The 22947-nt window shown below is 40.3% G+C and carries 24 protein-coding genes; 11 read left to right on the forward strand and 13 right to left on the reverse strand.

Annotated elements, in window-relative coordinates; genetic code table 11:
* The first annotated feature begins 368 nt into the window (after nt 1-368).
* The 7 genes from ehuB to DES38_RS08815 all read left to right on the forward strand — a co-directional run bounded on the left by ehuB (nt 369) and on the right by DES38_RS08815 (nt 6183).
* Nucleotides 369-1247: an ectoine/hydroxyectoine ABC transporter substrate-binding protein EhuB gene (gene ehuB / locus DES38_RS08785; RefSeq protein WP_245881993.1), complete on the forward strand. Its 879-nt coding sequence runs from the start codon at nt 369-371 to the stop codon at nt 1245-1247.
* Between the two features lie 93 nt (nt 1248-1340).
* Nucleotides 1341-2000, forward strand: a complete 660-nt coding sequence (locus tag DES38_RS08790; RefSeq protein ID WP_110251734.1) for an amino acid ABC transporter permease — start codon at nt 1341-1343, stop codon at nt 1998-2000.
* The gene (gene ehuD / locus DES38_RS08795) at nt 2000-2698 is read left to right on the forward strand and encodes an ectoine/hydroxyectoine ABC transporter permease subunit EhuD (protein ID WP_110251735.1); all 699 of its coding nucleotides are present in this window, start codon (nt 2000-2002) and stop codon (nt 2696-2698) included. The genes DES38_RS08790 and ehuD overlap by 1 nt, the downstream gene beginning before the upstream one ends.
* A 14-nt stretch (nt 2699-2712) precedes the next feature.
* Nucleotides 2713-3483: an ectoine/hydroxyectoine ABC transporter ATP-binding protein EhuA gene (gene ehuA, locus DES38_RS08800; protein WP_110251736.1), complete on the forward strand. Its 771-nt coding sequence runs from the start codon at nt 2713-2715 to the stop codon at nt 3481-3483.
* Between the two features lie 174 nt (nt 3484-3657).
* A complete protein-coding gene (locus DES38_RS08805; RefSeq protein ID WP_110251737.1) occupies nt 3658-4347 on the forward strand; it encodes an ABC transporter ATP-binding protein in 690 nt (229 codons plus the stop codon).
* The gene (locus tag DES38_RS08810; protein ID WP_110251738.1) at nt 4347-5672 is read left to right on the forward strand and encodes an ABC transporter permease; all 1326 of its coding nucleotides are present in this window, start codon (nt 4347-4349) and stop codon (nt 5670-5672) included. Before DES38_RS08805 ends, DES38_RS08810 begins: the two co-directional genes overlap by 1 nt.
* Nucleotides 5673-5688: 16 nt before the next feature.
* Nucleotides 5689-6183 carry a DUF4825 domain-containing protein gene (locus tag DES38_RS08815; protein ID WP_110251739.1) on the forward strand — a complete coding sequence of 165 codons (495 nt, stop codon included), beginning with the start codon at nt 5689-5691 and terminating at the stop codon, nt 6181-6183.
* Between the two features lie 214 nt (nt 6184-6397).
* On the opposite strand, the gene glgP is transcribed toward DES38_RS08815, so the two are convergent.
* From glgP to DES38_RS08835, 4 genes are all read right to left on the reverse strand, one after another.
* Nucleotides 6398-8011: an alpha-glucan family phosphorylase gene (glgP, locus tag DES38_RS08820; protein WP_110251740.1), complete on the reverse strand. Its 1614-nt coding sequence runs from the start codon at nt 8009-8011 to the stop codon at nt 6398-6400.
* Between the two features lie 489 nt (nt 8012-8500).
* Nucleotides 8501-10321, reverse strand: a complete 1821-nt coding sequence (typA, locus tag DES38_RS08825) for a translational GTPase TypA (protein WP_110251741.1) — start codon at nt 10319-10321, stop codon at nt 8501-8503.
* 379 nt (nt 10322-10700) lie between these two features.
* The gene (locus DES38_RS08830; protein ID WP_110251742.1) at nt 10701-12020 is read right to left on the reverse strand and encodes a sensor histidine kinase; all 1320 of its coding nucleotides are present in this window, start codon (nt 12018-12020) and stop codon (nt 10701-10703) included.
* On the reverse strand, nt 12017-12700 hold the full coding sequence (locus DES38_RS08835; RefSeq protein WP_110251743.1) for a response regulator transcription factor: 684 nt from the start codon (nt 12698-12700) through the stop codon (nt 12017-12019). The genes DES38_RS08830 and DES38_RS08835 overlap by 4 nt, the downstream gene beginning before the upstream one ends.
* A gap of 259 nt (nt 12701-12959) precedes the next feature.
* Between DES38_RS08835 and DES38_RS08840 the strand changes: the two genes are divergently transcribed.
* Nucleotides 12960-14243 carry a S1C family serine protease gene (locus tag DES38_RS08840; RefSeq protein WP_245881994.1) on the forward strand — a complete coding sequence of 428 codons (1284 nt, stop codon included), beginning with the start codon at nt 12960-12962 and terminating at the stop codon, nt 14241-14243.
* A 73-nt stretch (nt 14244-14316) separates the two neighbouring features.
* Here DES38_RS08840 and DES38_RS08845 read toward each other — a convergent pair whose 3' ends face one another.
* The gene (locus tag DES38_RS08845) at nt 14317-14769 is read right to left on the reverse strand and encodes a GNAT family N-acetyltransferase (protein WP_110251745.1); all 453 of its coding nucleotides are present in this window, start codon (nt 14767-14769) and stop codon (nt 14317-14319) included.
* Nucleotides 14759-15226, reverse strand: coding sequence for a GNAT family N-acetyltransferase (locus DES38_RS08850; protein WP_342767373.1), 468 nt, complete (start codon nt 15224-15226; stop codon nt 14759-14761). Before DES38_RS08850 ends, DES38_RS08845 begins: the two co-directional genes overlap by 11 nt.
* 142 nt (nt 15227-15368) lie before the next feature.
* On the opposite strand from DES38_RS08850, the gene DES38_RS08855 reads away from it, so the two are divergent.
* Nucleotides 15369-16238 (forward strand): NAD(P)-dependent oxidoreductase, encoded by an 870-nt coding sequence (locus DES38_RS08855; RefSeq protein WP_110251746.1) that lies wholly within the window; start codon nt 15369-15371, stop codon nt 16236-16238.
* 116 nt (nt 16239-16354) lie between these two features.
* On the opposite strand, the gene DES38_RS08860 is transcribed toward DES38_RS08855, so the two are convergent.
* Nucleotides 16355-16720 (reverse strand): hypothetical protein, encoded by a 366-nt coding sequence (locus tag DES38_RS08860; RefSeq protein WP_245881995.1) that lies wholly within the window; start codon nt 16718-16720, stop codon nt 16355-16357.
* Nucleotides 16721-16855: 135 nt separating this feature from the next.
* Between DES38_RS08860 and trhO the strand changes: the two genes are divergently transcribed.
* On the forward strand, nt 16856-17824 hold the full coding sequence (gene trhO / locus DES38_RS08865; RefSeq protein WP_110251747.1) for an oxygen-dependent tRNA uridine(34) hydroxylase TrhO: 969 nt from the start codon (nt 16856-16858) through the stop codon (nt 17822-17824).
* Between the two features lie 79 nt (nt 17825-17903).
* Here trhO and DES38_RS08870 read toward each other — a convergent pair whose 3' ends face one another.
* Complete coding sequence (locus DES38_RS08870; protein ID WP_110251748.1) at nt 17904-18410, reverse strand: GNAT family N-acetyltransferase; 507 nt, start codon at nt 18408-18410, stop codon at nt 17904-17906.
* Between the two features lie 103 nt (nt 18411-18513).
* Between DES38_RS08870 and DES38_RS08875 the strand changes: the two genes are divergently transcribed.
* Nucleotides 18514-18987: a glutathione peroxidase gene (locus tag DES38_RS08875; protein ID WP_110251749.1), complete on the forward strand. Its 474-nt coding sequence runs from the start codon at nt 18514-18516 to the stop codon at nt 18985-18987.
* 88 nt (nt 18988-19075) lie between these two features.
* Here the strand turns inward: DES38_RS08875 and DES38_RS08880 are convergent, their stop codons facing one another.
* The 5 genes from DES38_RS08880 to DES38_RS08900 all read right to left on the reverse strand — a co-directional run bounded on the left by DES38_RS08880 (nt 19076) and on the right by DES38_RS08900 (nt 22944).
* The gene (locus DES38_RS08880; RefSeq protein WP_110251750.1) at nt 19076-19291 is read right to left on the reverse strand and encodes a hypothetical protein; all 216 of its coding nucleotides are present in this window, start codon (nt 19289-19291) and stop codon (nt 19076-19078) included.
* Nucleotides 19292-19414: 123 nt separating this feature from the next.
* Nucleotides 19415-20719, reverse strand: coding sequence for a DUF438 domain-containing protein (locus DES38_RS08885; RefSeq protein ID WP_110251751.1), 1305 nt, complete (start codon nt 20717-20719; stop codon nt 19415-19417).
* Nucleotides 20716-20955, reverse strand: coding sequence for a DUF1858 domain-containing protein (locus DES38_RS08890; RefSeq protein WP_110251752.1), 240 nt, complete (start codon nt 20953-20955; stop codon nt 20716-20718). The genes DES38_RS08885 and DES38_RS08890 overlap by 4 nt, the downstream gene beginning before the upstream one ends.
* A 321-nt stretch (nt 20956-21276) precedes the next feature.
* Nucleotides 21277-21741, reverse strand: coding sequence for a 6,7-dimethyl-8-ribityllumazine synthase (gene ribH, locus DES38_RS08895; RefSeq protein ID WP_110251753.1), 465 nt, complete (start codon nt 21739-21741; stop codon nt 21277-21279).
* Between the two features lie 15 nt (nt 21742-21756).
* Nucleotides 21757-22944, reverse strand: a complete 1188-nt coding sequence (locus DES38_RS08900) for a bifunctional 3,4-dihydroxy-2-butanone-4-phosphate synthase/GTP cyclohydrolase II (RefSeq protein ID WP_110251754.1) — start codon at nt 22942-22944, stop codon at nt 21757-21759.
* Between the last annotated feature and the right edge of the window lie 3 nt (nt 22945-22947).

Raw genomic sequence — 22947 nt, forward strand, 5'->3', positions numbered from 1 at the left:
TCTTTTTTAACCACCGTTATTATGAAAGTATCCGTTTCTAATATCTCCCATATCGTATAGCGATCATTTTCATCTAATGAATGTCTGAAAATTCAAATTTAAGTAAATGAAACCCCCTATTTTTTGGATGTTGGTAAGGAAAACGCCATATTCTTGACGATTTAAAACGATATCGGACGTCTTATTGCGAGAAGCTGACTGGTGGCGATATATCGCTAATTATCGTGATTATCGCCATTTGATAACTTTACGTACTCACGATAACATTATTGACGTGCCTGTTCGGAACAAAAAAGTAAGACGTAGTCAAATAGAGAGAAGCTACGAAAAAATAACAGGGTTTTTAAAAAATGAGGAGGATACTTAACTTGAAGAATTTAATTAAAATTTTAGCGCTTGTTACAATCCTTACAATACTTGCCGCTTGTGGCAACGATGAGGATGCAACTGAAGATCAAACAAGTTTAGAAGCTTTACAAGAACAAGGGTCTGTTACCGTTGGTTTTGCTAACGAGGCGCCTTATGCATATGAAGAAGATGGTGAACTAAAAGGCGCTGCATACGATATTGCTGCTGCCGTATTTAGTGAACTAGGCATCGATGAAGTTGAAGGCTCACTGCAAGACTGGGGTCAACTCGTACCTGGTGTACAAGCTGGACAGTTCGACGCCATCACAGCGGGTATGGCGATTACGCCAGACCGTTCTGAAAACGTCCTATTCGGTGAACCAGAAATGATGTATGGTGAAGGTTTAGTTGTTGAAGCGGGCAATCCGTATGACATCCAAAGCTTTGAAGATATTGCAAATAATGAAGAAATTACTGTGATTGTTATGGAAGGTGCAACAGGGGTTGAATTCTTACGTCAATCTGGTGTAAGCGATGATCAAATTCAATATGCCGCAAGTATTCCTGATACGTTCGCTGCTGTACAAGCTGGACGTGCCGATGCGACAACAGGAACAGAAATGACGATGCGTATGGCTTTTGAATCCGCAAATACTGACGATTTAGAAATTGTTGAAACGTTTGAACAACCAGATGTTGAAGGGGTACCAAGTTATGGTGCTGCTGCTTTTAGTTTAGAAAACGAAGCACTTCGCGATGCTTATAACGAAGCTTTACAAACACTAAAAGACGACGGAACCGTACAAGAATTACTTGAACAAAACGGTTTCCACCCAGAAACAAACTATCCACCTGAAGATATAACGACAGAAAGTATTATCAGTGGTGAAAACTACTAAGGACGGATGAACGTATTTGTTTGGGTCCAGTTCCCTTAGGTTGGGAACTGGGCTTTCTTTTTGGAAACTAATAAAAATAAAGGAGTGACGAACTTGGAAGCTATCTTAAACATTTCCCAAGAACTCGGACGCGGGCTTTGGGTAACCATTTCTATCTTAATCGCTTCAGCATTACTTGCCTATCTTATAGGTTTTATTGCCGGGCTTTCACGTCTATCGAAAAACATCTTTATTCAAAAGTTTACCGGTCTCTATATTGAAATCTTTCGGGGCACCTCATTAATTGTTCAATTATTTTGGCTTTATTATGCCATTCCGATGCTATTCGGAATTAACCTCGGTTCAAATTGGGTGATTGGTGTGATAGCCATTGGTTTAAACTACGGGGCTTATCTGTCAGAGGTGGTCCGCGGTTCAGTTGAAGCCGTTGATTCTGGTCAAACCGAAGCAGCTGTTGCCTTAAATATGTCTAGTTATCAAAAAATGCGCTATATCATTTTACCGCAAGCCGTACGCATGATGCTCCCAGAGTTTGGTAACTATACGATTCAAATGTTAAAAGGGACTGCACTTGTCTCCTTAATTAGTTTAAGCGATATTCTTTATTACGGAAACATTTTACGTAGTTCAAATCTCTCTCAAGCACCACTAATTTACTTAGTTGTTCTTGGCTTTTACTTTATTCTTGCTTTACCACTAATCTTCCTCACGCGAAAAGCAGAAGATGTGTCTAAGAAAGGGGTGGCTAATTAATGAACTATTGGAGTTTTGAACGCTTCTTCGAAGCGTGGCCCTATATTCTAAAAGGGTTGCATATTACTGTTGGTGTCACAATTAGTGCCTTTTTATTCGCAGCTGTTTTTGGTTTAGTTTGGGCCATATTGCGCCGCGTTGAAAATAAGCAACTAAACTTTATTATTACTTGGGTGATGGAATTCATTCGCTCTACCCCACCACTTGTCCAACTCTTCTTTATCTACTATGCTTGGCCCGTCATTCCTGTTGTAGGCGTCACGTTAAGTCCCTTCGTCAGTGCTGTCGTCGGCCTCGGATTACACTTTAGTACTTACATTGGTGAAATCTACCGGTCAGGAATCGAAAGTGTTGGAAAAGGACAGTGGGAAGCAGCGACTGCTCTTAACTTTTCTACGTTAGATAAATGGCGGAAAATTATTTTACCACAAGCATTCCCGCCAACTATTCCGATGCTTGGGAATTACTTTATTATCATGTTTAAAGAAGTACCACTCGCTTCTACCATTGGTGTAACTGGTATTTTACACATGGCGAACAGTTTCGGTTCAACGCACTTTAACTTAATTGAAGCGTTAACCATTGTCGGGATTATCTTCCTAGCCTTAAGCTATCCTGCTGCTGTCTTAATTAAAAAACTTGAAGTTAAATTGAATACCCGCTTTGATAAAAACGCTGATATTAAACCTATTGAATAAGGAGTGAACGATTTATGACAAAACCAATTGTAGAATATAAAGATGTCCACAAATCATTTGGTGAGACTGAAGTATTAAAAGGCATCGACTTAGATATTTTCCCAGCTGAAAAAATCGCCATTATTGGACCGAGTGGTTCTGGTAAAACGACGATTATTCGTATGTTGATGACCTTAGAAGAACCAACAGCTGGCGATATCATTGTTGACGGTAGAAATCTCTGGAAAATGAAAAAACACGGAAAAATGGTGGAAGCTGATGAGAAACATCTACGCAGCATTCGTGGTGACATTGGAATGGTTTTTCAACACTTCAATCTTTTCCCACACATGACTATTTTAGAAAACTGCATGACCGCACCGATCAATGTCAAAGGTGAAAACAAAAAAGAAGTTGAGCAACGTTCGATCGAAATGTTGGAACGGGTCGGCCTCGGCGATAAAATCCATAACTTCCCGAGTCAATTATCCGGCGGACAGAAGCAACGGGTTGCGATGGCTCGTGCGCTTGTGATGCGTCCTAAAATCATGTTGTTTGATGAGGTTACCTCTGCCCTTGACCCGGAACTTGTTGGTGAGGTTCTTGAAGTCATTCGTGACATTGCCAAAAACGATGATATGGCGATGGTTCTCGTGACACATGAAATGGATTTCGCCCTCGATATCGCAGATAAAGTCCTCTTCCTCGATGACGGCGTTATTGCTGAAGAAGGTACGGCAAGTGATGTCATTGAACATTCCGAAAATCCAAGGGTTCAAGAATTCTTAAGTCGTTTCCGCAGCTAATTACACAGTAACTATAAATAATCCCCCCGCTCGTTATCACGTGATAACAAGCGGGGGGATTTGTTTTATCATAGCCATTATTACCTAAATTCATGCTTTTTGCTACTTTCTTTGCATCTTTTTTGCCTAAGCTCACGTCATAAGACCTGTAAGCGAAAAATGGAGGTAGTAAACATGATTGAAGTTAAAGATTTATCCCATCAGTTCGAACTGGGGAAAAAGGGAAAGAAGACGACGATTCCGGTCTTAAAAACGGTTAGCTTTATGATTAACAAAGGGGAAATTGTCACCTTGGTTGGTCGCAGTGGTTCGGGGAAATCAACATTATTGCATTTAATTAGTGGCTTTCTTCCTCGTCAAACAGGAACGATTATTTTAAATGGACAAGATGTAACAGGGTTAACTGAGACTGCATTTAGCCAATTCCGGCTGGGAACCATCGGTTTTATTTTTCAAAATTTCCAGTTGATTCAGTCCATGACTGCCTATCAAAATGTCGAGTTACCTTTAATTTTAAACGGTGTCAGTGAAACGGCTCGTCACGTGCAAACCCTAAATACCCTTGCTAAAGTTGGTCTTGAAGGTTTTGAGCATCATTACCCGAGTGAGTTAAGTGGTGGTCAGCAACAGCGCGTTAGCGTTGCCCGTGCCCTTGTCTTAAACCCATTAATTATCTTAGCCGATGAACCCACTGGGAGTTTAGATTCTGAAACGGAACGTGATCTCCTTGATTTAATTTTAGAATTAAATGCGACGCTTCACATCACCTTCTTAATTATTACACACGACGAAGAAGTTGCAGCAATTGGCCATCGTTCGTTAGCAATGCACGACGGTCAACTGATTGACGGGGAGGTAAACTAATGCGCTTTAAAGATCAAGTCTACTTTGTCAGAGAGAATATGAAAAAAAATAAAATGCGTATCTTTATGACCGTACTTGCAACGGCGATGGGGACTGCTTTTTTAATTGTTCTTGCTTCTGTTGCTTTTGGTTTGCATGGCACACTCATTAAAGAAATCCTCCAACAAGAGACGATAAATCAAGTCAACATTTATGGTAAAGAGGATGCAGAAGGTTCCGGCATTACCGATCAAGATATTACCTATTTTGAATCACTTGATAACGTCCGCGCTGTTAAAAAAAGCAATCGTTTAGATCAGGCACCACAAGTCGTTATCAATGACTACGCTGCAACTGCTGATGTTGTTGCTGTAGACTTTGAGGCACTAGAAAAAGGTGGGACAACCTTACAATCTGGTCGATACCCACGTGCAGCAAATGAAGTAGTAGTTGGTGTCGATTTCGACCAAACATTAGTTGAGATTGGTGCGGATGATAATGCAATTTATGATGAAGAAAATGAGCGACGAGCAACTAGTTACTATCAAGGGAAGCTTGTCGACCAAACCCTCACGATGACCATCGAGCGTCAAATTGATCCTGATACATTTGAAGAAAAGGCATTTCCACTTACCATTGTTGGCGTAAAAGAAGAGCCAGCCGAAGAGTGGCAACGAGATCAGAGTGTTACGATTTCTTATGCTTTGTTGCAACAGTTTAGTGATTATACACAAACACAAAACGCTGCGCTCTATCCACCCGATGAGAATATGACTTTTTCATATCAGGAAATTGCACTGCAGTCCGATAATTTAGAGCACGTCACAGCCCTTTCAGAAACATTGAACGATGAAGGTTACTTTGCCTATTCCGTTGCCGCGGAACTGAAACAGATTAATTTATTATTCACTATCGCCAAAGCTGGGTTAGTGTTCATCGGTACCATCGCTATCATTATCGCATCGATTGGAATCTTTAATACGATGACAATGGCTGTCACTGAACGCGCACCTGATATTGGCATCATGAAAGCAATTGGTGCAAGTCCTAAGACAATCAAACAAATCTTTTTACTTGAAAGTAGTTTTATTGGGATACTCGGTGCCCTCATTGGTACGGCAGTTAGTTATTTAATCAGCATGTTAGTAAACGTTGGGTTACCACTTATTTTAGGTACAGTCTTTGAAGACACAGTGCCTGAGGGCTTTAAGTTCTCAAGTATCCCTCCATCATTAGTATTAATTGCTTTTCTTATTTGTTTAATTGTCACCTTAGTATCCGGCTCGCGTCCAGCAAAGAAAGCAACGCGAATTGATGTACTTAGTGCACTGCGACGCGAACTATAAATAAAGGAGTAGAGCTATGATAAAAAGTCAACGACGAATATTTCTCTTAATACTTGGCAGTATCCTCCTTATACTTCTTATACTTATTATACTTATTCTTTCTGCTTGTCAAACGCAAGCAGAAAGTGTTACTTCTGTACTTGATTATAAAGGAAGTTATGTTGGAGATAATACTGCCATTTCAGCAATCAGTCGAACCGTATCAAGTACCGATACAATCGATCACTTTAAATTGCAAACTAAAGAAGAACCCTACGGGGTTCATATCTATTATCTAACTGAAGATCGTTCATATACAATGACGACGATTAATCAAGAAAGTCATCGCCAATCACTTTATCTTTATTATTTAATTGATAATGTCGATTATCTCGTTCTTCATTTCAATGACCACATTATTCGGACCGAGCGCACAATGTATGCCAATGACTTAAAGATCTTCGCCAAAGAAGCGAATCTCTCAGAAAAGTTTATCAATAATTATATTGTGACAACCTATTTAAATGATTGATTTAATCCTACGTAATATCATTTGGTGTCAGTGAAGAGTTTATAAGGTGTTTATAGCCTCGTTCACGTCCATCTTCACTGACAGTAAATTTTGCTTCATATCTATTTTTCAGAAATATCATCGATAAAAAAAACACACACGCCTCGGTAACATACATGTACCGAAAACGTGTGAGCTATCCGCTAAAAATATTCCTTCTAACATTTAAAGCAACTTAGTGTTTAATGTATAACTTTTCATAGTAATCTTCAAGCATCCGTTTAACTGCATAACGATCACGTGTGGATTCAATACTACGGTCCATCATTTGTACCCATTTATCATGGTTTTTATAGAAGGTCGGTAGGACTTCTTCTCTTAAAACTTTGTAAAGTGCGTTTAAGTCATGCTTATCTAACGCTTCAATATCTTCAGATTCAAAGCCATCACCGAATTGCCAACCATTCTCACCATGTTCACATGCTTCTGGCCACCAGCCATCTAAGGTACTTAAGTTTAAGACACCATTCATGGCAGCCTTCATCCCTGATGTACCACTTGCTTCTTTTGGACGGCGGGGGTTATTTAGCCATACATCCGAGCCACGTGTTAACATCGCCCCAATCGTCATGTCATAATTTTCTAAGAAAATAACGGACTCGGGATACTTACGGGCCATTTTCACCAGTGAGGTTACAATCCCCTTACCTGTGTCATCAAGCGGGTGCGCTTTACCAGAAAAGACAATTTGCACATCACCTGACTCAAGTAATGGACCAATAATTGATTCATCTGTGAAGATAAAATCACTACGTTTGTAAGGTGCTGCTCGACGAGAAAAACCAATGATTAATTTATCTTCTCTTAAGCGAACACCATTGCGTTCCGCAATAAAGTCAATTAATGCTCGCTTGTTTTTCATGTGCTCAGCCCACAAGTCGCCACCTTTTTCTTGAATATCGAGCATTTTTTCATCAACCCAAGTTGGACGGTGAATACAGTTCGTGATTGGCACAATTTCTGAACGATTTTCAACATGCGACCACATTTTATTCGCTGTTTCCCCATGTAGTTCAGCAACAGCATTTGACATCCGTGACAGTCTTAGTGCCCCTACTGTCATATTAAATGGCGCACCACCTATTTCAACAAGTTGTTCAACCGTCAAACCATTTGCTGCACCCATGTACAATAACCGCTCAATTGGATGCGATTCATTACCTTCAACAATCGGGGTATGCGTCGTAAAGACTGTTTCATCTCGTGTCGCTTCCCACGCTGCCTTAAAGTCTAATCCTTCATCCATACGTTCCCGCATTAATTCAAAGCCTGCAAACAACGCATGACCTTCGTTAAAGTGATAAACATCAACATCGTGGCCTAGCGCACGTAAAGCACGTACACCACCAATACCAAGTACCATTTCTTGTGCAATCCGCTCTTCACCAAACCAACCATACAATTGACCCGTAATCCAGCTATCTGGGTTGCCTGGTACATCAGTATCTAGTAAATACAACGGCACGTTACCAAATTGTTCAACTTTCCATACTTTACACTGAATCTCTTGTTTACGAATCGTTACCGAAACGGTAACACCCGTATCTTCTAAGAAATCATAGTCATAATTATGGTACGCATCAAACGGTTTACCATCTTCTCCAATACGTTGGTCCGTGTACCCTTGTTTCCATTTAATACCAATACCTACCATAGGGTAATCATGATCTTTTGCACCCTTCAAGTAATCACCAGCTAAAATCCCTAAACCACCTGCATACGTTTTCATACTTGTGTCTAATCCGTATTCCATACAAAAATAAGCGACACGTGGATCTTTATTCGTCATTAAAATTCCTCCTTAGTATGATCTTGTCCCATGTTGTCGATTCTTCGTTGATGAAAGCGTAATCACTCCCTTAATTACTATCTTACAAGAAAACTTTTCATTTGACTAGCGAAAAAGCGAAATCGGTTGCATTATTTTTTCGGAAGATTATAAATGTTCCGCTTTTCGCTTACTTTATTCTTATTTCCCTTTATTATCACTTATGAAACAGGTAGAGGTTTAATGATCAGGTCGTCTTTTGTTCTAGACACCTCCATCACACACGCATGCGTATGTGTTACAAGGAGGCCTCGCTAAAGGCTGAACCAATAAAAACCTTTAATCGTCTAAAAACCGTCAGATGACTAAGGTCTGACGGTTTTTCTATACTAAAGTCATAACAACGTTCGCGCTAACCTTGAAACAGCTCCAACCGGACAAATTGGTTTTGACAAGAGAAAGAAAAGAAAAAAACAGGCCCAATTGGACCTGTCATAAACACATTATCGTTTAGCCTTTTTTCGATGCTTTTTCACGTTCGTTTTTATTTAAGATTTTTTTACGTAAACGAATTGATTCTGGCGTTACTTCACAGTACTCATCATCGTTTAAGTATTCAATTGACTCTTCTAGTGACATTTGGTGTGTTTTACGAATCGTTGCTGTTTGATCTTTGTTAGATGAACGCACGTTAGTTAAGTGCTTTTCTTTGGTAATATTAACCGTTAAGTCATTGTCACGGTTGTGTTGACCAACAATCATACCTGCATAAACTTCTGTACCTGGGTCAACAAAGATAATGCCGCGATCTTCTAAGTTCATGATACCGTAAGTCGATGCTTTACCGTTTTCAAGAGCTACAAGAACACCTTGACGACGACCGCCGACTTTACCTGCTACAACTGGTTGATAACTATCAAATGTATGGTTAATAATACCGTAACCACGCGTTTGAGTCATAAACTCTGTTGAGTAACCAATCAAACCACGCGAAGGCACTTTAAACTCAAGGCGGACTTGACCATTTCCTTGGTTAACCATGTCTACCATTTCACCTTTACGTGAACCAAGTGATTCCATAACGGCACCTGTATGTTCTTCTGGAACATCGACTTGCACGTGCTCAATTGGTTCGCATTTTTTTCCATCAATTTCTTTGATGATAACTTGCGGCTTAGACAGTTGTAATTCGTAACCTTCACGACGCATGTTTTCAACAAGGATTGACAAGTGAAGCTCCCCGCGTCCAGAAACAACCCATGCGTCTGGTGATGCGGTTGGGTCAACACGTAAACTGACATCCGTTTCAAGTTGCATCATTAAGCGTTCTTCAATTTTACGTGACGTGATATATTTACCTTCACGACCTGCGAATGGACTGTTGTTGACAACAAACGTCATCTGCAATGTTGGTTCATCAATGTGTAAAATTGGTAATGGATCAAGATGATCTGCTGGACATACGGTTTCACCAACATTAATATCTTCAAGACCTGATAAAGCAATAATGTCCCCACTATTTGCTTGTTCAATTTCGATCCGTTTGAGTCCTAAGAAACCAAACATTTTCGATACTCGGAAACTTTTCGTTGTTCCGTCTTTTTTAATTAAAGTTACTTGTTGGCCAACTTTAATTGAACCACGTGAAACACGACCAATTCCGATCCGACCTAAGTAATCATTGTAATCAAGCAACGTTACTTGGAACTGAAGGGGATCACTTGAGTTATCCTCAGGTGCTGGAATGTTTTCCATGATTGTATTAAAGATAGGGTCCATTGTTTCAAGTTGTTCATCAGCAGAATTACTAGATGTTCCGTTTAATGCTGAAGCAAAAACAACGGGGAATTCTAACTGATCATCATCAGCACCTAATTCGATAAACAAGTCAAGTACCTCATCAACAACTTGTTGCGGGCGTGCATTTGGACGGTCAATTTTGTTTAATACAACAACGGGTCTAAGTTTTTGTTCTAAAGCTTTCTTTAGTACAAAACGTGTTTGTGGCATACACCCTTCATAGGCATCAACCACTAACAATACACCATCGACCATCTGTAAAATACGCTCAACTTCTCCACCAAAGTCAGCGTGACCTGGTGTGTCTAAAATGTTGATACGTGTATCCTTATAATTAATCGCAGTATTTTTAGCTAAGATGGTAATACCACGCTCTTTCTCTATGTCATTTGAATCCATCATACGATCGTCTACGTGTTCGTTCTCTCTGAAAGTACCTGAGTAACGGAGTAACTGATCGACTAAAGTCGTTTTCCCATGGTCTACGTGGGCAATAATAGCAATATTACGAATATCTTCTCTTAATTGCATGCTTTTTTACATCTCCTCTTTTATAGCAAACGCTCATTTGACGCTTTAACTGAGTAAGTATAGCACATTCCCTACCCTATCGTATACACTTTCACACCAAAAAAGCAAGAAAAGTCGCAATTTTATTGATTAAAACGCTTACTTTGTTAAGTGCTTTTTAATTTCCTTTGTAAGGAGGGGGCGTTGCTTACTCGTCAGTCCATTCTTTTAATGACTGCCCTCAATCAAAAACGTTACCGACCATCTACCTTGCGTTTAAGCACGCAAGATGCGGGCCACTAAAGTGACGAGGCGTTCGCTTTCCATTTCTTTTGTAAGACAAACAGCCCCGATTGCTCAACAACGCAACAGGGGCCGCTCCTTCTACATATGGTGCTACCTATAACACAATCGTAAACCGTGCACCACCAAGTGGTGAACGTTCAACCTTAATCTGACCATGTGAGCGTTCCACAATGGCTCGTGAAATAGCCAGACCTAAACCTGTTTCGCCGCCTTTGCCTTTAATAAAGCGATCAAATAATTGCGGCATCAATGCTTCATCAATGCCTTCACCATCATCATCGACGGTAATGTATAGCCGACCTTGGTGATGGGTGACTTCAACGTATACTTTGGCTCTCGCATGACGAATTGCGTTCGTTACAATGTTCATCATAGCCTGTAACATTTTCTCCTGGTCAACATGAACCGTTGCTTCATCAACCACGTGGTGATTGAGTGCAATTTGCTGATCGGTCGCTAGCGGAATCGCCCGGTCAATCGTTTGTTGCACAAGGGTACTGATTTGAATCGTTTCTTCTTTATAGACCGTTTCATCACTGTCTAACTTGGCTAATAAAATCATCTCATTAATAATTTTCTTTAAACGAACAATTTCCTGGACCATCACTTCTAAGCCGCGGTCCTTTTCTTCGCCCTCAAATACACCGTCTTTAATTCCCTCAGCGTAACCTTGGATGGTCATCAATGGCGTTTTAAGCTCATGACTCGCATTTTGGAAAAACTGCTGTTGCGACTTCATATAGCGTTCAAGCTCTGTTGCCATATCTAAGACACTTTCTTCCACTTCTTTGATTTCACCCGTTGCTTTGACACGTTCCATTTGATCAAATTGACGTTTTTCCACCTTCTTCAGTTGATATTTCAACTGGGTTAAAGGTGTGACTAACCGGTGCGTTAACGTGTGCGTTAAGAAAATAATCACCAACATACCAATTAAGAAAACAATCATCAATCGATTAAAGAACGTTGCTTGCACTGCCTCAATATCATCAAGTGGTGTAATTAAGACCAGCTCTTGACGCAAGAGCTCAGGATACATTGGTAAAATCGATACCACATATTGCGTCTGATTATCCACCCATAAAGGCTGATCTGTTTCTGTTAAATCATAGCGGTTTACCCAGCCATCAATTGTATCTAACGGTAGTGAGGTCGAATGCAACATCACTTGTTCACTATCTCGATTATAAACAAATAAATATACTTCCTCATCACTTAACCAACTAGAAAAGTTACGTGGCGCTACCTCACTATAGAGAAACTGCGACAAGAGGACACCTTTTTCTTGCAATTGATCTTTTTCATTTTGGATTAAGACATCTAAAAGTAAAGAATGGATCATTACCGCAACGAACGTCATAATAAAAACCAATAGCGTCGTAAACGCTAAGGTAAGCTGTGTCTGTAACCTCATTGGTTCCCCTCTTGCCTTAAACGATAGCCATAACCCCAGACCGTTTCAACCGGTAAGCCTTCCATCTTCTTACGCAGGCGTTTTACTAAATCATCAACAGCCCGGTCACTACCAAAGTAATCATCGCCCCAAATCAACGTTAGCAATTCTTCACGTGAAAAGGCACGGTTTTGGTGTTGGATCAAATGATAGATCAAATCATATTCCTTTTGTGTCACATCAACCTCTTCTTTGTGCCAAAACACACGACGGTCTTCATGTTTCACTTCAAGTGGTCCCATCGTTAAAACTTCCGCCGCTTCTTTCTCAGGTTTAAGATTGACCCGTTTGAACAACCGCTTCACACGCGCCACTAATTCTCTAGGACTAAACGGCTTCGTTAAGTAATCATCTCCGCCTAACTCAAGGCCAAGGATCTTATCAACTTCTTCGTCTTTAGCTGAAATAATAATAATTGGCACATCACTTTTTTCTCGTATACGTTTACACAGTTCATAGCCATCCATCCCCGGTAACATAATATCTAAAATCCACATCTCCGGTTGTTCTTGCTCTTGATAGGCCCAAGCCGCTTCTGCATCACCTAACACCGTGACTTGATAGCCTTCTTTCGTTAAATAAGCTTTAACAATATCACGAATATTCGGATCGTCTTCTACAATATAGATACGTTCATGCATGGTTTCACTCCTCACTCATTCTATAACATGTGCTAGTCATCTTTTTCTTCATTTTCATTTCAGCGTACTACAACTCATCATACCTGTTAAGCGCTAGTTATATTTTCTCACAAAAATGTGCTTTGTGCTACATTGACTGTTTCCATACTTTTTCTACACCTGTTTCATAATCCTGCCTAACCTCGACGGTATACTAAAGGTGTAAGATGATTCAGTATTTAAAAATCATGCCCAGACTAACTATTTGAAAGGAGTTTTTATGATGGATGAGCACAACACTCACGATTATGAAAATGATCATAAAGAAACAGATCAACGAACACACACATTTGAAAAGGAAACGGTTGAAGCACCCGCTTCGCCTTCAGAAACAACCACAAAATCTTCAGATGTACCAAAAAGGAAAAACAGCTTATTCGCTATTTGGATGAGTGGAATTACCGGTGGATTAACTGTCGCAATTATTGGCTTTTTACTGCTATTCACAGGTGTCATTCCGCTTAATCAACAACTAACGACGACTAATGAAAATCAAACAGCAACAGAAAACGTGATTAATATGAGTGATAACTCTGATGTTGATACCAATATGTTGAGTAACGTTGGTGAAGCGGTTGTGGGGATTGCGAATATCCAACAAGGAAATCTATGGGCAGATTCAGCAGATGCAGGGACCGGTTCAGGTGTCATCTACAAAGTAGAAGATGACCGTGCTTACGTTGTCACCAACCACCATGTTGTTGATGGAGCATCTGATATTGAAGTGATTTTAACGAGCGGTGACCGTGTGACGGCTCAGCTCCATGGTAGCGATGAGTTAACAGATTTAGCTGTTCTTTCAATTGATGCCGAACATGTCACCACGGTTGCAACTTTTGGTTCCTCTGAAGACTTAACAGTGGGCGACACAGCGATTGCGATTGGAAATCCACTCGGTACTGAATTTGCTGGTACGGTAACGAAAGGCATCATCAGTGGGCTAAACCGTGAACTATCAATTGACAGCAATCAAGATGGACAATCTGACTGGACTGTCGATGTCTTACAAACAGATGCTGCGATTAACCCAGGTAATAGCGGAGGGGCCTTGATTAACAGTAGCGGCGAAGTGATTGGCATTAACTCGATGAAGATTGCCTTAGAAGCTGTTGAAGGCATTGGTTTTGCTATCCCAATTGATGAGGCTCAACCCATCATTGAACAACTTGAAGTATCCGGTACTGTTACGCGGCCATTTATGGGGATTAGTGCCGTCGACTTTTCAACCGTTCCCCGTCAGCACATCAGTGAAACATTAAATCTTGATCCAAATGATGTTTCTAGCGGGATTGTCATTGCTGAAGTCCACCCTAATTCTGCCGCTCAAGATGCGGGTCTTGCTGTTTATGATGTCATTACTGATATTGATGGCACCGCGATCGAGTCAATGATGGACTTACGTCAATATTTATATCAAGAAACAGAAGTTGGCGAATCGATTACAGTAACTTTCTATCGTAACGGTGAACAACAAACATCTGAGGTCACCCTAACCGGTGAATAAGTAAGAGTTAATGATAGCAAAACACCACAGTCGCTCGGAAATTTTCTGAGCCTGTGGTGTTTTTTGATTGTAATTACCCTTTACCTTGTGGTTGGCGTAGCATATCGCGGTGCAGGATCCCATCTTCTAAATAAGCTTCCGTGATCGCTTCAAATCCTAGAGATTGATAAAAACTAAGTAAGTATACTTGTGCATGAATTATTATTGGATCCTTTGTTTCTGTTTCAAGAACACGAATGGCTTCTTGAACAAGCTTACGGCCATAGTTGGATTTCCGGTGATTCGGATGGACTAAAATTCGACCAATTGAAGGGTATTGATAGCGTAGATTTTTTGGAATCAAGCGGCAATAACTAAGTATCTCCCCGTCTTGTTCTTGAAACAGATGTAAACAATCAGGATCGAGTCCATCCACTTCTGGATAAGGACACGTCTGTTCGACCACAAAAACTTCAACACGGCTCTTTAAAATAGCATACAGCTCATCAAGCGTTAACTGCTCAAAACGTTTCAATTTATAAGTCATCGGTCTCTTCCTCCCTTAGCATATCAACATGCGATATTCCACAATCAAGATATGGTTCTGAAATGACTCGAAAACCAAAACGCCGATAGAAGTCCGTTAAATACTGCTCCGCTTGAATTTTTATGGCCGATTCCTTCATAACTTGGCTGACATAATCAACAGCTTGCTGTAACAACTGCCCCGCATAGCCTTCTCCGCGATGGTTTTCACTAACAATAACACGACTGATTGATGCTTCCTTGTACATAACGCCACCTGGCATCAAGCGGCTGTAGCTAAGTATCTCACCGTCATCTTCTAAGAAAAGATGCAAACTTGGTTGATCACGTTGATCAAACTCATCATAAACACATGCCTGTTCAACAATAAATACATCTGACCGTAACTTGGCGATTTTATACCATTCCGTCGTGGTCAATGCATGAAATTTTTTAATCTTCCATTCGATAACAACCATCCCCTTTATTATTCGTCTCTATATCTAGCAATCAAATACCGGATTCTATCCATCTTCTGACCAGAAGCTCATGCCTTTGATTTACATACCCCTACCCTTTAAGCTAAAATAATCATAACAAAACTTTGAAGGATGTGGTAGTTTGAAAACCATCGGATTTATCGGTACAGGTGTCATGGGTAGAAGCATGGCTATGCATTTTATCGACGCAGGCTATACGTTACATATTTTTAACCGAACCAAAGAAAAAGCAGCAGAGCTTTTGGAAAAAGGCGCAATCTGGCATGACCACGTTGCTGATGTTGCAAAAGAAAGTGACATCATTATGACCATGGTCGGCTTCCCCAGTGATGTTGAGACGATTTATTTTGGTAAAGACGGCCTGATAAATCACGCTAAACCCGGAAGTTTATTGATTGATTTCACCACTTCAAAACCCGACCTGGCTGAGCGGATTGAACATGAAGCATTTAAACATCAGCTTAAAAGTTTAGATGCGCCCGTTTCTGGCGGAGATATTGGTGCAAAGAACAAGACGCTAACGATCATGGTTGGTGGCGATAAAGCGGCCTTTGAAGAAGCACATGAATACCTCAATATTATTGGCCAAAACATTGTCCACCAAGGAACAAGTGGCGCTGGTCAGCATACAAAAATGTGCAATCAAATCACGATTGCTTCTAATATGATCGGTGTTTCTGAAGCAATCATGTATGCCAAAAAGGCCGGACTCGATCCTGAGCGTGTATTAGAAAGTATCTCAGCAGGCGCAGCAGGGAGCTGGTCGTTAAACAACTTAGCCCCTCGTATGATTCGGCATGACGATGAACCGGGCTTTTATATTAAACACTTTATCAAAGACATGCGCATTGCCTATGAATCAGCGCAAGCAATGGGCCTTGATACCCCGGGATTGGCGCTCGCTTTATCAATGTATGACACATTAGCCGAACAAGGCTTGAGCGATAAAGGGACACAAGCATTAATTAACTACTATCAATCATTTGAATAATTAACAACAAAAAGCACCGAGCAACAAGGTAGTTAACTGCCTCACTGCTCGGTGCTTGAGTGTTTAATAGACCACTTTAACGCCGTTATTTTCCCACACTTGCAAAGAAAGAATGGTTACGTTCTTTTTAATTCTGCCGCCGCAAATTCACTGACCACAAACGCTAAATCATCATTACCGAACTGCTGCAAAACTTCTAAGACAATCTCCGTATCAATCTCGATTGCATCTGCTTCAGGTGTCGTTTCTTCAATAAGTTCTAACAATAACGCCGGTGTCATTTGCGCTGGGTAAGCTTCACGATAGAGTTGCACCGGATCAAGCTCATGATTTTGACACCACTGACAGAAGATCAAAATCATTGTTTGTTCTTGTTGTTTATATTGATCAATGATGTATTGTTCACGTTCACTTTTCGTTTGATCTTCCACGATACTCACCTCTTCTTTCTCTAGTTTAATCGAGACAGACGGTACTAGCAACTATAACGTCACCTTATTTATTATACTTAAAGGTTGAAAAACTCCGGAAGGTTATCTATAATAAATAAAGCAAGAGACTCGTTGATTTACCCCTACATCCGTATCTTGCAAATACGAACTTTAGGTGGTTACAAAATGGAAAATTATCAAGTATTACTGTATTATCACTACGTGAACATTGAAGATCCTGAGAGCTTCGCCAAAGAACATAAAGCTGTGTGCGAATCTTTTAATCTTCTTGGTCGTATCCTTTTCTCTCACGAAGGCGTTAATGGCACCTGTTCCGGTACAAAAGAAGACACGGCACGTTACATCAATTATATGAATAATCATCCACTTTTTCATGAGATGCCGTTTAAAATTGACCCTAGTGATGGTCATGCTTTTCAGAAACTAAAAGTCAAACCGCGGCCTGAACTTGTCACACTACGCTTAGGTGCAGAAGATGTTGATCCTCATGAAATTACGGGTAACTATTTAGAACCAGAAGATTTTTATCAAGCTATGCAAGATGAAAACACTGTGGTTATTGATGCCCGAAACGATTATGAATTTGATTTGGGTCATTTCCGCAATGCGATTCGTCCGGATATTCGCACATTTCGCGAGTTACCGCAATGGATTGATGAACACAAAGAGAAATTCAAAGATAAACGCATATTGACTTATTGTACAGGCGGCATTCGGTGCGAGAAATTCTCTGGCTGGTTACTACAAAAAGGATTTGAAAATGTCAACCAACTCCATGGTGGCATTGCGACATATGCCAAACACCCTGCAACGAAAGGGCAACTGTGGGATGGTAAAATGTATGTATTCGATGAACGCATCAGTGTACCGATTAATCAAGTTGAACATGTCATTGTTGGCCGTGATCATTTTGACGGGACACCTTGTGAACGTTACGTTAACTGTGGCAACCCCGATTGCAACGAACAAATTCTATGTTCGGAAGAAAACGAAGCCAAGTATTTACGGGGATGTACGCACGCTTGCCGCACACATCCACGCAATCGATATAATGAAGAACATAACTTATCTACAGACGAAATTAATCGTCGTCTTTTAGCCCTTGAAACGGAGACCATCGATACCACGATGTAACCTTTCACTATATGTGTTTGATTAGCTAACTTATATAAAAAAACTCGTAAGTGGACGTTCACTTACGAGTTTTTTTATTTTAATGACGCCAATCGGCATCAAATAGACTCATAAAATAGGTATCATAATATTTACCATCGACATAACAATGGTCTTTAAATGTCCCTTCTAAGTGGAACCCTAATTTCTCATAGAGCGCTTTTGCTTTTTCATTAACCCCACGCGTGGTTAAGTAAACCTTATTAAGACGTAACTGATTAAAGGCAATATTCAACATTTGAAGCATGGCTGCTTCACCATGACCCTTTCCTTGATGCGCCGTATCTAAGACGATACCAATTTCAGCACGTCCATGTTTGTAGTGAATTGATGTTAAATGAATCCAGCCTAGCTTTTCCCCTTGACGTGTTTCAATCACAAGAATGACGGCTTCTGTCTGCCGCATCGCTGTAACCATTGCTTCTAGTTCAGTTGTATTCTTTGGTGTGTGGCCAATCATTTGGAGGGTAACAGGGTCGTTATACCAAGCTTTTAGATCTTCGATATCTTCACTTTCAAACGGTCGTAAATTTACCTGTACTGCCATTTAAACCACCTCTTTTTTTATTGTTTGTTCACCTTCATTATAGCATAATCTTTGACAAGTTTGAAAACGGTTGCTATGTTTAAAAGAAAAGGAGCTACGCCCTATGAGTATTTATCAGTTTACTGCGACAACGATTGATCATAAAGAAAAATCATTAAAGGACTATGAAGGCTATTGTGTCCTCATCGTCAATACGGCTACAAAATGCGGCCTCAAAAATCAATTCAATGGATTAGAAGCACTTTATCAAAAATACAAGGATCAGAAATTTATTGTTTTAGGTTTTCCAAGTAATCAGTTTTTAAATCAAGAACCTGGAACCGATGAAGAAGTCAGCCAAACATGTCAATTGAATTTCGGGGTTACGTTCCCGTTATTCAGTAAAGTAGCCGTTAATGGTAAAAACCAGCACCCGCTCTTTCACTATTTAACCAAGGAAACCTCTGGGCTTCTCGGTGGCGCCGTAAAGTGGAACTTCACTAAATTCTTAATCGACCGCAACGGTAACGTGGTTGAACGCTTTGCACCAAAAACCGAACCAAAAGATTTAACGACAGCAATTGAAAAGCTGTTATAAAACCACTGATGTGCTCACTTTTCAAACGCTAAATGGCTACCTGCTTGTGTGTTAAGCAGGTAGCCATTTTTGTCTTTACGTCTTTCACTTATTTATTTTTCTTATTCATGAGGTATCTACGCATAACATTAATCACCGATGCAAAAAAGAAAATGGAGACAACAATGATAAATAGATAACTCACAACAGTAACCCAAATGTTTTTTTCTTCAAATCGACCATATTGATAAAAGAGAATAATGCCTAAAATCATATTAAAGGTAGCCATTGGTAAAGCGGTCACTTTAGCCCAGTAATTCTTCATTTAAATCTCCTCCTTTTTAACACGTCTCGCTCGTGTTTTACAACACGTTTCTCTTTTTCAGGTATCACGCTGCTGTTTTCATTTGTTTCAGATTATGTTCAACTCGTTTTGACGGCCTAACACTTAATCTAAACCGCGTTTCATCCCAGTCAAAGCTCGTAAAGGTTGAATGTCTTGCACATATTCTAAGATACCCATATAGGAACCATCATCATCTCTTACCGCCACATAGGTCACATGAATAAACTGGCCATTCTGGCGTTCAAACCACATCTGTTCTTTATCTTTGACGCCATTTCGTAAGTCTTCAATTAATTGTAACACCATTGCTAAACTTTTTGGCGGATGACAATTTTTTACCTCTCTCCCAATCGCACTTGGCGCCCGCAAAAACGCTTTCTCTTCGTCAGGTATGCTGTCATTGAAGTATTTAAAGACATCGTTTTTATTAATGAAGGTCAACTCTAATGGTAGTAAGTCTAATATTTTCCCTACCTCATTAAGGGTTAAATACCCTTGACCAAAAGGCAATTCCTTATCTCGTGGTAATTGATCGATCGTTAATGTTTCTGCTTTATCTTGGACTTGCTTATCTTCTTTTAGCTTATCGCTCGTTACGGATTCACTAAAATCCACCCGATTCGGAATCCATTCTTCTTCTGGTTCAACAATTGCGTAGCCATATTGTTTACTGTCTAGAGCAATTGCAATCCAATCATCTTCATTAAAGACCTCTAAAACAAGCGGAATCAAAATCGACTCCTCTTTAAAGATCATTTCATTAAATTCATGTTGAAAAGCTGTAAAACTTTCTTTTACGGCAGCTACACCTTTTGTTTCCACCTGAGCTAACTCATCCAAAACAACTTGGAATAATCCACGAATTTGATCATCTACTCCCCACATTACTTTCGGAGGTGCGAGGTGACCATATTTCTCCATCACAGGAAAGATTATTTCTTCTTTTCGTTGATAATGCTGCTCAAACTGTCCTAGTAAACGTAATTGGTTACCTAGACCTTTAATGATTCCAGATTCCACATCAGCCCCGTCTAGCTTTTGCAATAAGCGATTAATCCGCATCATTGCCGCTCGCATCGCTTGATTTTCCGACTTTAACACATGTACCGGATGCCCATGTTTCTCAAATTCACTCGTCCCACCCGCTTCTGTCACTCGATTTTTAAACAAATTCGCATGGACGTTGCAGAGTTTCATAACATCTTCAAAGGTAATATCATTGTCATCATTTTCAATCAGTTGGTGTTCCATCAATGAAATTTCAATGGCACTAATGCCTTGAAAATGTTGATCAAATTCTGTTTGAACAGACTCAGGTGTCGCACCACGATGCAATCGTGTTAAGATATCCGTCAATACAACCACCCGTTGGCGTTCTTTTTCAGTCAAGTGCTCGGCTGAACTCATACATTTTCTACCCCCTTTACGTCATAACCATTCCATTCAAGTTGTTGTGCCAATACATTGACATCTGCCTTGATTTTTTTAGCGCCCTGATTCAAGTTAACTAATCGACCAGCTGTATTTAACATCGCTGGATCCGTTAAAGGCTTAAAGCCAAATTCAACTAGAATACCCTTCAACTCAGGATGCTCCTTTATTACGGTGTAAACTGGAACCGTAAAATCTATTGTATTATTCACTTTACATTCGACTCCTTTTCTTTAGAACATTAAATAGCAAAGCTACCGTCAATGGCTTTTCTAGCATGAATACCCTTGCCTTTAATAACCATTACCCCATTGCTTTACTATCTCCCTATTCTAACACGAATGTAAGCAGAGAGGTATTAATCCCTGGCACACCTTTGTATCCATCCCGTCCCTTTATCCCGTCAACCGATGGTCAGACGAGCCCTCAAAAACATCCTTCACAATGGACATTTAGTGGATGGAGGTAATGATTCACAAAAAAAGACTAAAATCCAATTGATCGATTTTAGTCTTAATTTTTAAATTGTTTGATTAAAATTGCTTCATTAACTGTGCCATTTCAATTGCTGAGACGGCTGCGTCTGCTCCTTTATTGCCAGCTTTAGTGCCGGCACGTTCAATTGCTTGTTCAATTGAATCGGTTGTTAATACCCCAAAGATTGTCGGTACATCAGTTGACATGTTTACACTAGCTACCCCTTTAGCTACTTCATTACATACATAGTCAAAGTGCGGCGTTGAACCACGAATAACGGTTCCTAAAGTGATCACTGCATCATACTTTTTCGATGCCGCCATTTGTTTAGCGATTAGTGGAATTTCAAATGCACCCGGTACCCAGGCAACGGTAATATCATCCGCATCAACACCATGACGCACCAACGTATCTTCTGCGCCTGCCAGTAATTTCCCCGTAATAAATTCATTAAATCGACCGACAACAATACCTATTTTTAAATCCGTCCCTACTAACGTTGTTTGAATTGTGTTTGACATGTTTGTTTCCTCCTATTATTTAAATAAATGACCCAGCTTTGATGCTTTTGTTTTTAAATACTGTTTATTGCTTGCATTCGCTTCAACTTCAATCGCTTGTCGTGCTTTTACTGTTACACCATAAGTCTCTAACCCTTCAACTTTACGTGGGTTATTTGTTAACAAAGTTACTGTTTCTGCGCCTAAATCTTTTAAAATACGTGCACTCATTGCATAATCTCTTAAATCCGCATCAAAGCCTAACTGGTGGTTCGCTTCAACCGTATCATAACCTTGTTCTTGAAGTTCATACGCTTTTAGCTTGTTAATTAAACCAATGCCACGGCCTTCTTGTCGCATATAAATAATAGCACCCACCCCACGCGCTTCAATTTCAGCAATGGCCAGATCGAGCTGCGGTCCACAGTCACAACGTTCCGAATGGAAAACGTCACCTGTTAAACATTCCGAATGAACCCGCACCAGTGGTGCATCTACACTTGATAAATCACCCTTCACCAATGCCACATGCTCTTTCCCAGTGATTTCCTCACTATAACCAACCATGCGAAAGTCTCCCGCTGCTGTTGGTAAAAATATATCTGCTTCACGTTTAACAATTGCATCATGTTGCTTCCGGTAATGAACCAATTGTTCAATCGTCACCATCTTTAACTGCTCGCTTGCTGCGAAGGCTGTTAATTCATCAAAACGCATCATGTCACCGTCTTCTCGCATGATTTCACAAATGACACCGACCGGTTTTGCACCCGCTAAACGCGCCAAATCAATGGCTGCTTCGGTGTGCCCCGGACGATTAAGCACACCGTGCTTATCAGCAATCAGTGGAAAAACATGACCGGGACGATTAAAATCGGTCGCTTTTACGTCATCATCAAGGAGTGCTTTAATCGTTAGTGAACGCTCAAAGGCACTAATCCCTGTCGTCGTCTTAACATGGTCAATGCTGACCGAAAAGTTAGTCCCATGTTCATCAGTATTGCGACTGACCATTTCTGTTAATAAAAGCTGGTCAGCAAGCGTCTTTTCAATCGGTGTACAAATTAATCCTTTACCTTTTGTCGCCATGTAGTTAATGACCGCAGGTGTGGCATGTTCGGCTAAGGCAATAAAGTCACCTTCATTTTCGCGGTTCTCATCATCAACAACAATAATGACTTCACCATTCTTCAATGCACGAAGTGCTTCATCAATCGTATGCATGTT

Origin of the sequence: Streptohalobacillus salinus (assembly GCF_003201605.1) — a bacterium.
GTDB lineage: Bacteria > Bacillota > Bacilli > Bacillales > Amphibacillaceae > Streptohalobacillus > Streptohalobacillus salinus.

Excerpts from the sequence above, each read along its gene's own strand:
- ehuD (WP_110251735.1), top strand. The coding sequence starts at position 2,000 with ATGAACTATTGGAGTTTTGAACGCTTCTTCGAAGCGTGGCCCTATATT.
- ehuA (WP_110251736.1), top strand. The coding sequence starts at position 2,713 with ATGACAAAACCAATTGTAGAATATAAAGATGTCCACAAATCATTTGGT.
- DES38_RS08805 (WP_110251737.1), top strand. The coding sequence starts at position 3,658 with ATGATTGAAGTTAAAGATTTATCCCATCAGTTCGAACTGGGGAAAAAG.
- DES38_RS08810 (WP_110251738.1), top strand. The coding sequence starts at position 4,347 with ATGCGCTTTAAAGATCAAGTCTACTTTGTCAGAGAGAATATGAAAAAA.
- DES38_RS08815 (WP_110251739.1), top strand. The coding sequence starts at position 5,689 with ATGATAAAAAGTCAACGACGAATATTTCTCTTAATACTTGGCAGTATC.
- glgP (WP_110251740.1), bottom strand. The coding sequence starts at position 8,011 with ATGACGAATAAAGATCCACGTGTCGCTTATTTTTGTATGGAATACGGA.
- typA (WP_110251741.1), bottom strand. The coding sequence starts at position 10,321 with ATGCAATTAAGAGAAGATATTCGTAATATTGCTATTATTGCCCACGTA.
- DES38_RS08830 (WP_110251742.1), bottom strand. The coding sequence starts at position 12,020 with ATGAGGTTACAGACACAGCTTACCTTAGCGTTTACGACGCTATTGGTT.
- DES38_RS08835 (WP_110251743.1), bottom strand. The coding sequence starts at position 12,700 with ATGCATGAACGTATCTATATTGTAGAAGACGATCCGAATATTCGTGAT.
- DES38_RS08840 (WP_245881994.1), top strand. The coding sequence starts at position 12,960 with ATGATGGATGAGCACAACACTCACGATTATGAAAATGATCATAAAGAA.
- DES38_RS08845 (WP_110251745.1), bottom strand. The coding sequence starts at position 14,769 with ATGACTTATAAATTGAAACGTTTTGAGCAGTTAACGCTTGATGAGCTG.
- DES38_RS08850 (WP_342767373.1), bottom strand. The coding sequence starts at position 15,226 with ATGGTTGTTATCGAATGGAAGATTAAAAAATTTCATGCATTGACCACG.
- trhO (WP_110251747.1), top strand. The coding sequence starts at position 16,856 with ATGGAAAATTATCAAGTATTACTGTATTATCACTACGTGAACATTGAA.
- DES38_RS08870 (WP_110251748.1), bottom strand. The coding sequence starts at position 18,410 with ATGGCAGTACAGGTAAATTTACGACCGTTTGAAAGTGAAGATATCGAA.
- DES38_RS08875 (WP_110251749.1), top strand. The coding sequence starts at position 18,514 with ATGAGTATTTATCAGTTTACTGCGACAACGATTGATCATAAAGAAAAA.
- DES38_RS08880 (WP_110251750.1), bottom strand. The coding sequence starts at position 19,291 with ATGAAGAATTACTGGGCTAAAGTGACCGCTTTACCAATGGCTACCTTT.
- DES38_RS08885 (WP_110251751.1), bottom strand. The coding sequence starts at position 20,719 with ATGAGTTCAGCCGAGCACTTGACTGAAAAAGAACGCCAACGGGTGGTT.
- ribH (WP_110251753.1), bottom strand. The coding sequence starts at position 21,741 with ATGTCAAACACAATTCAAACAACGTTAGTAGGGACGGATTTAAAAATA.
- DES38_RS08900 (WP_110251754.1), bottom strand. The coding sequence starts at position 22,944 with ATGCATACGATTGATGAAGCACTTCGTGCATTGAAGAATGGTGAAGTC.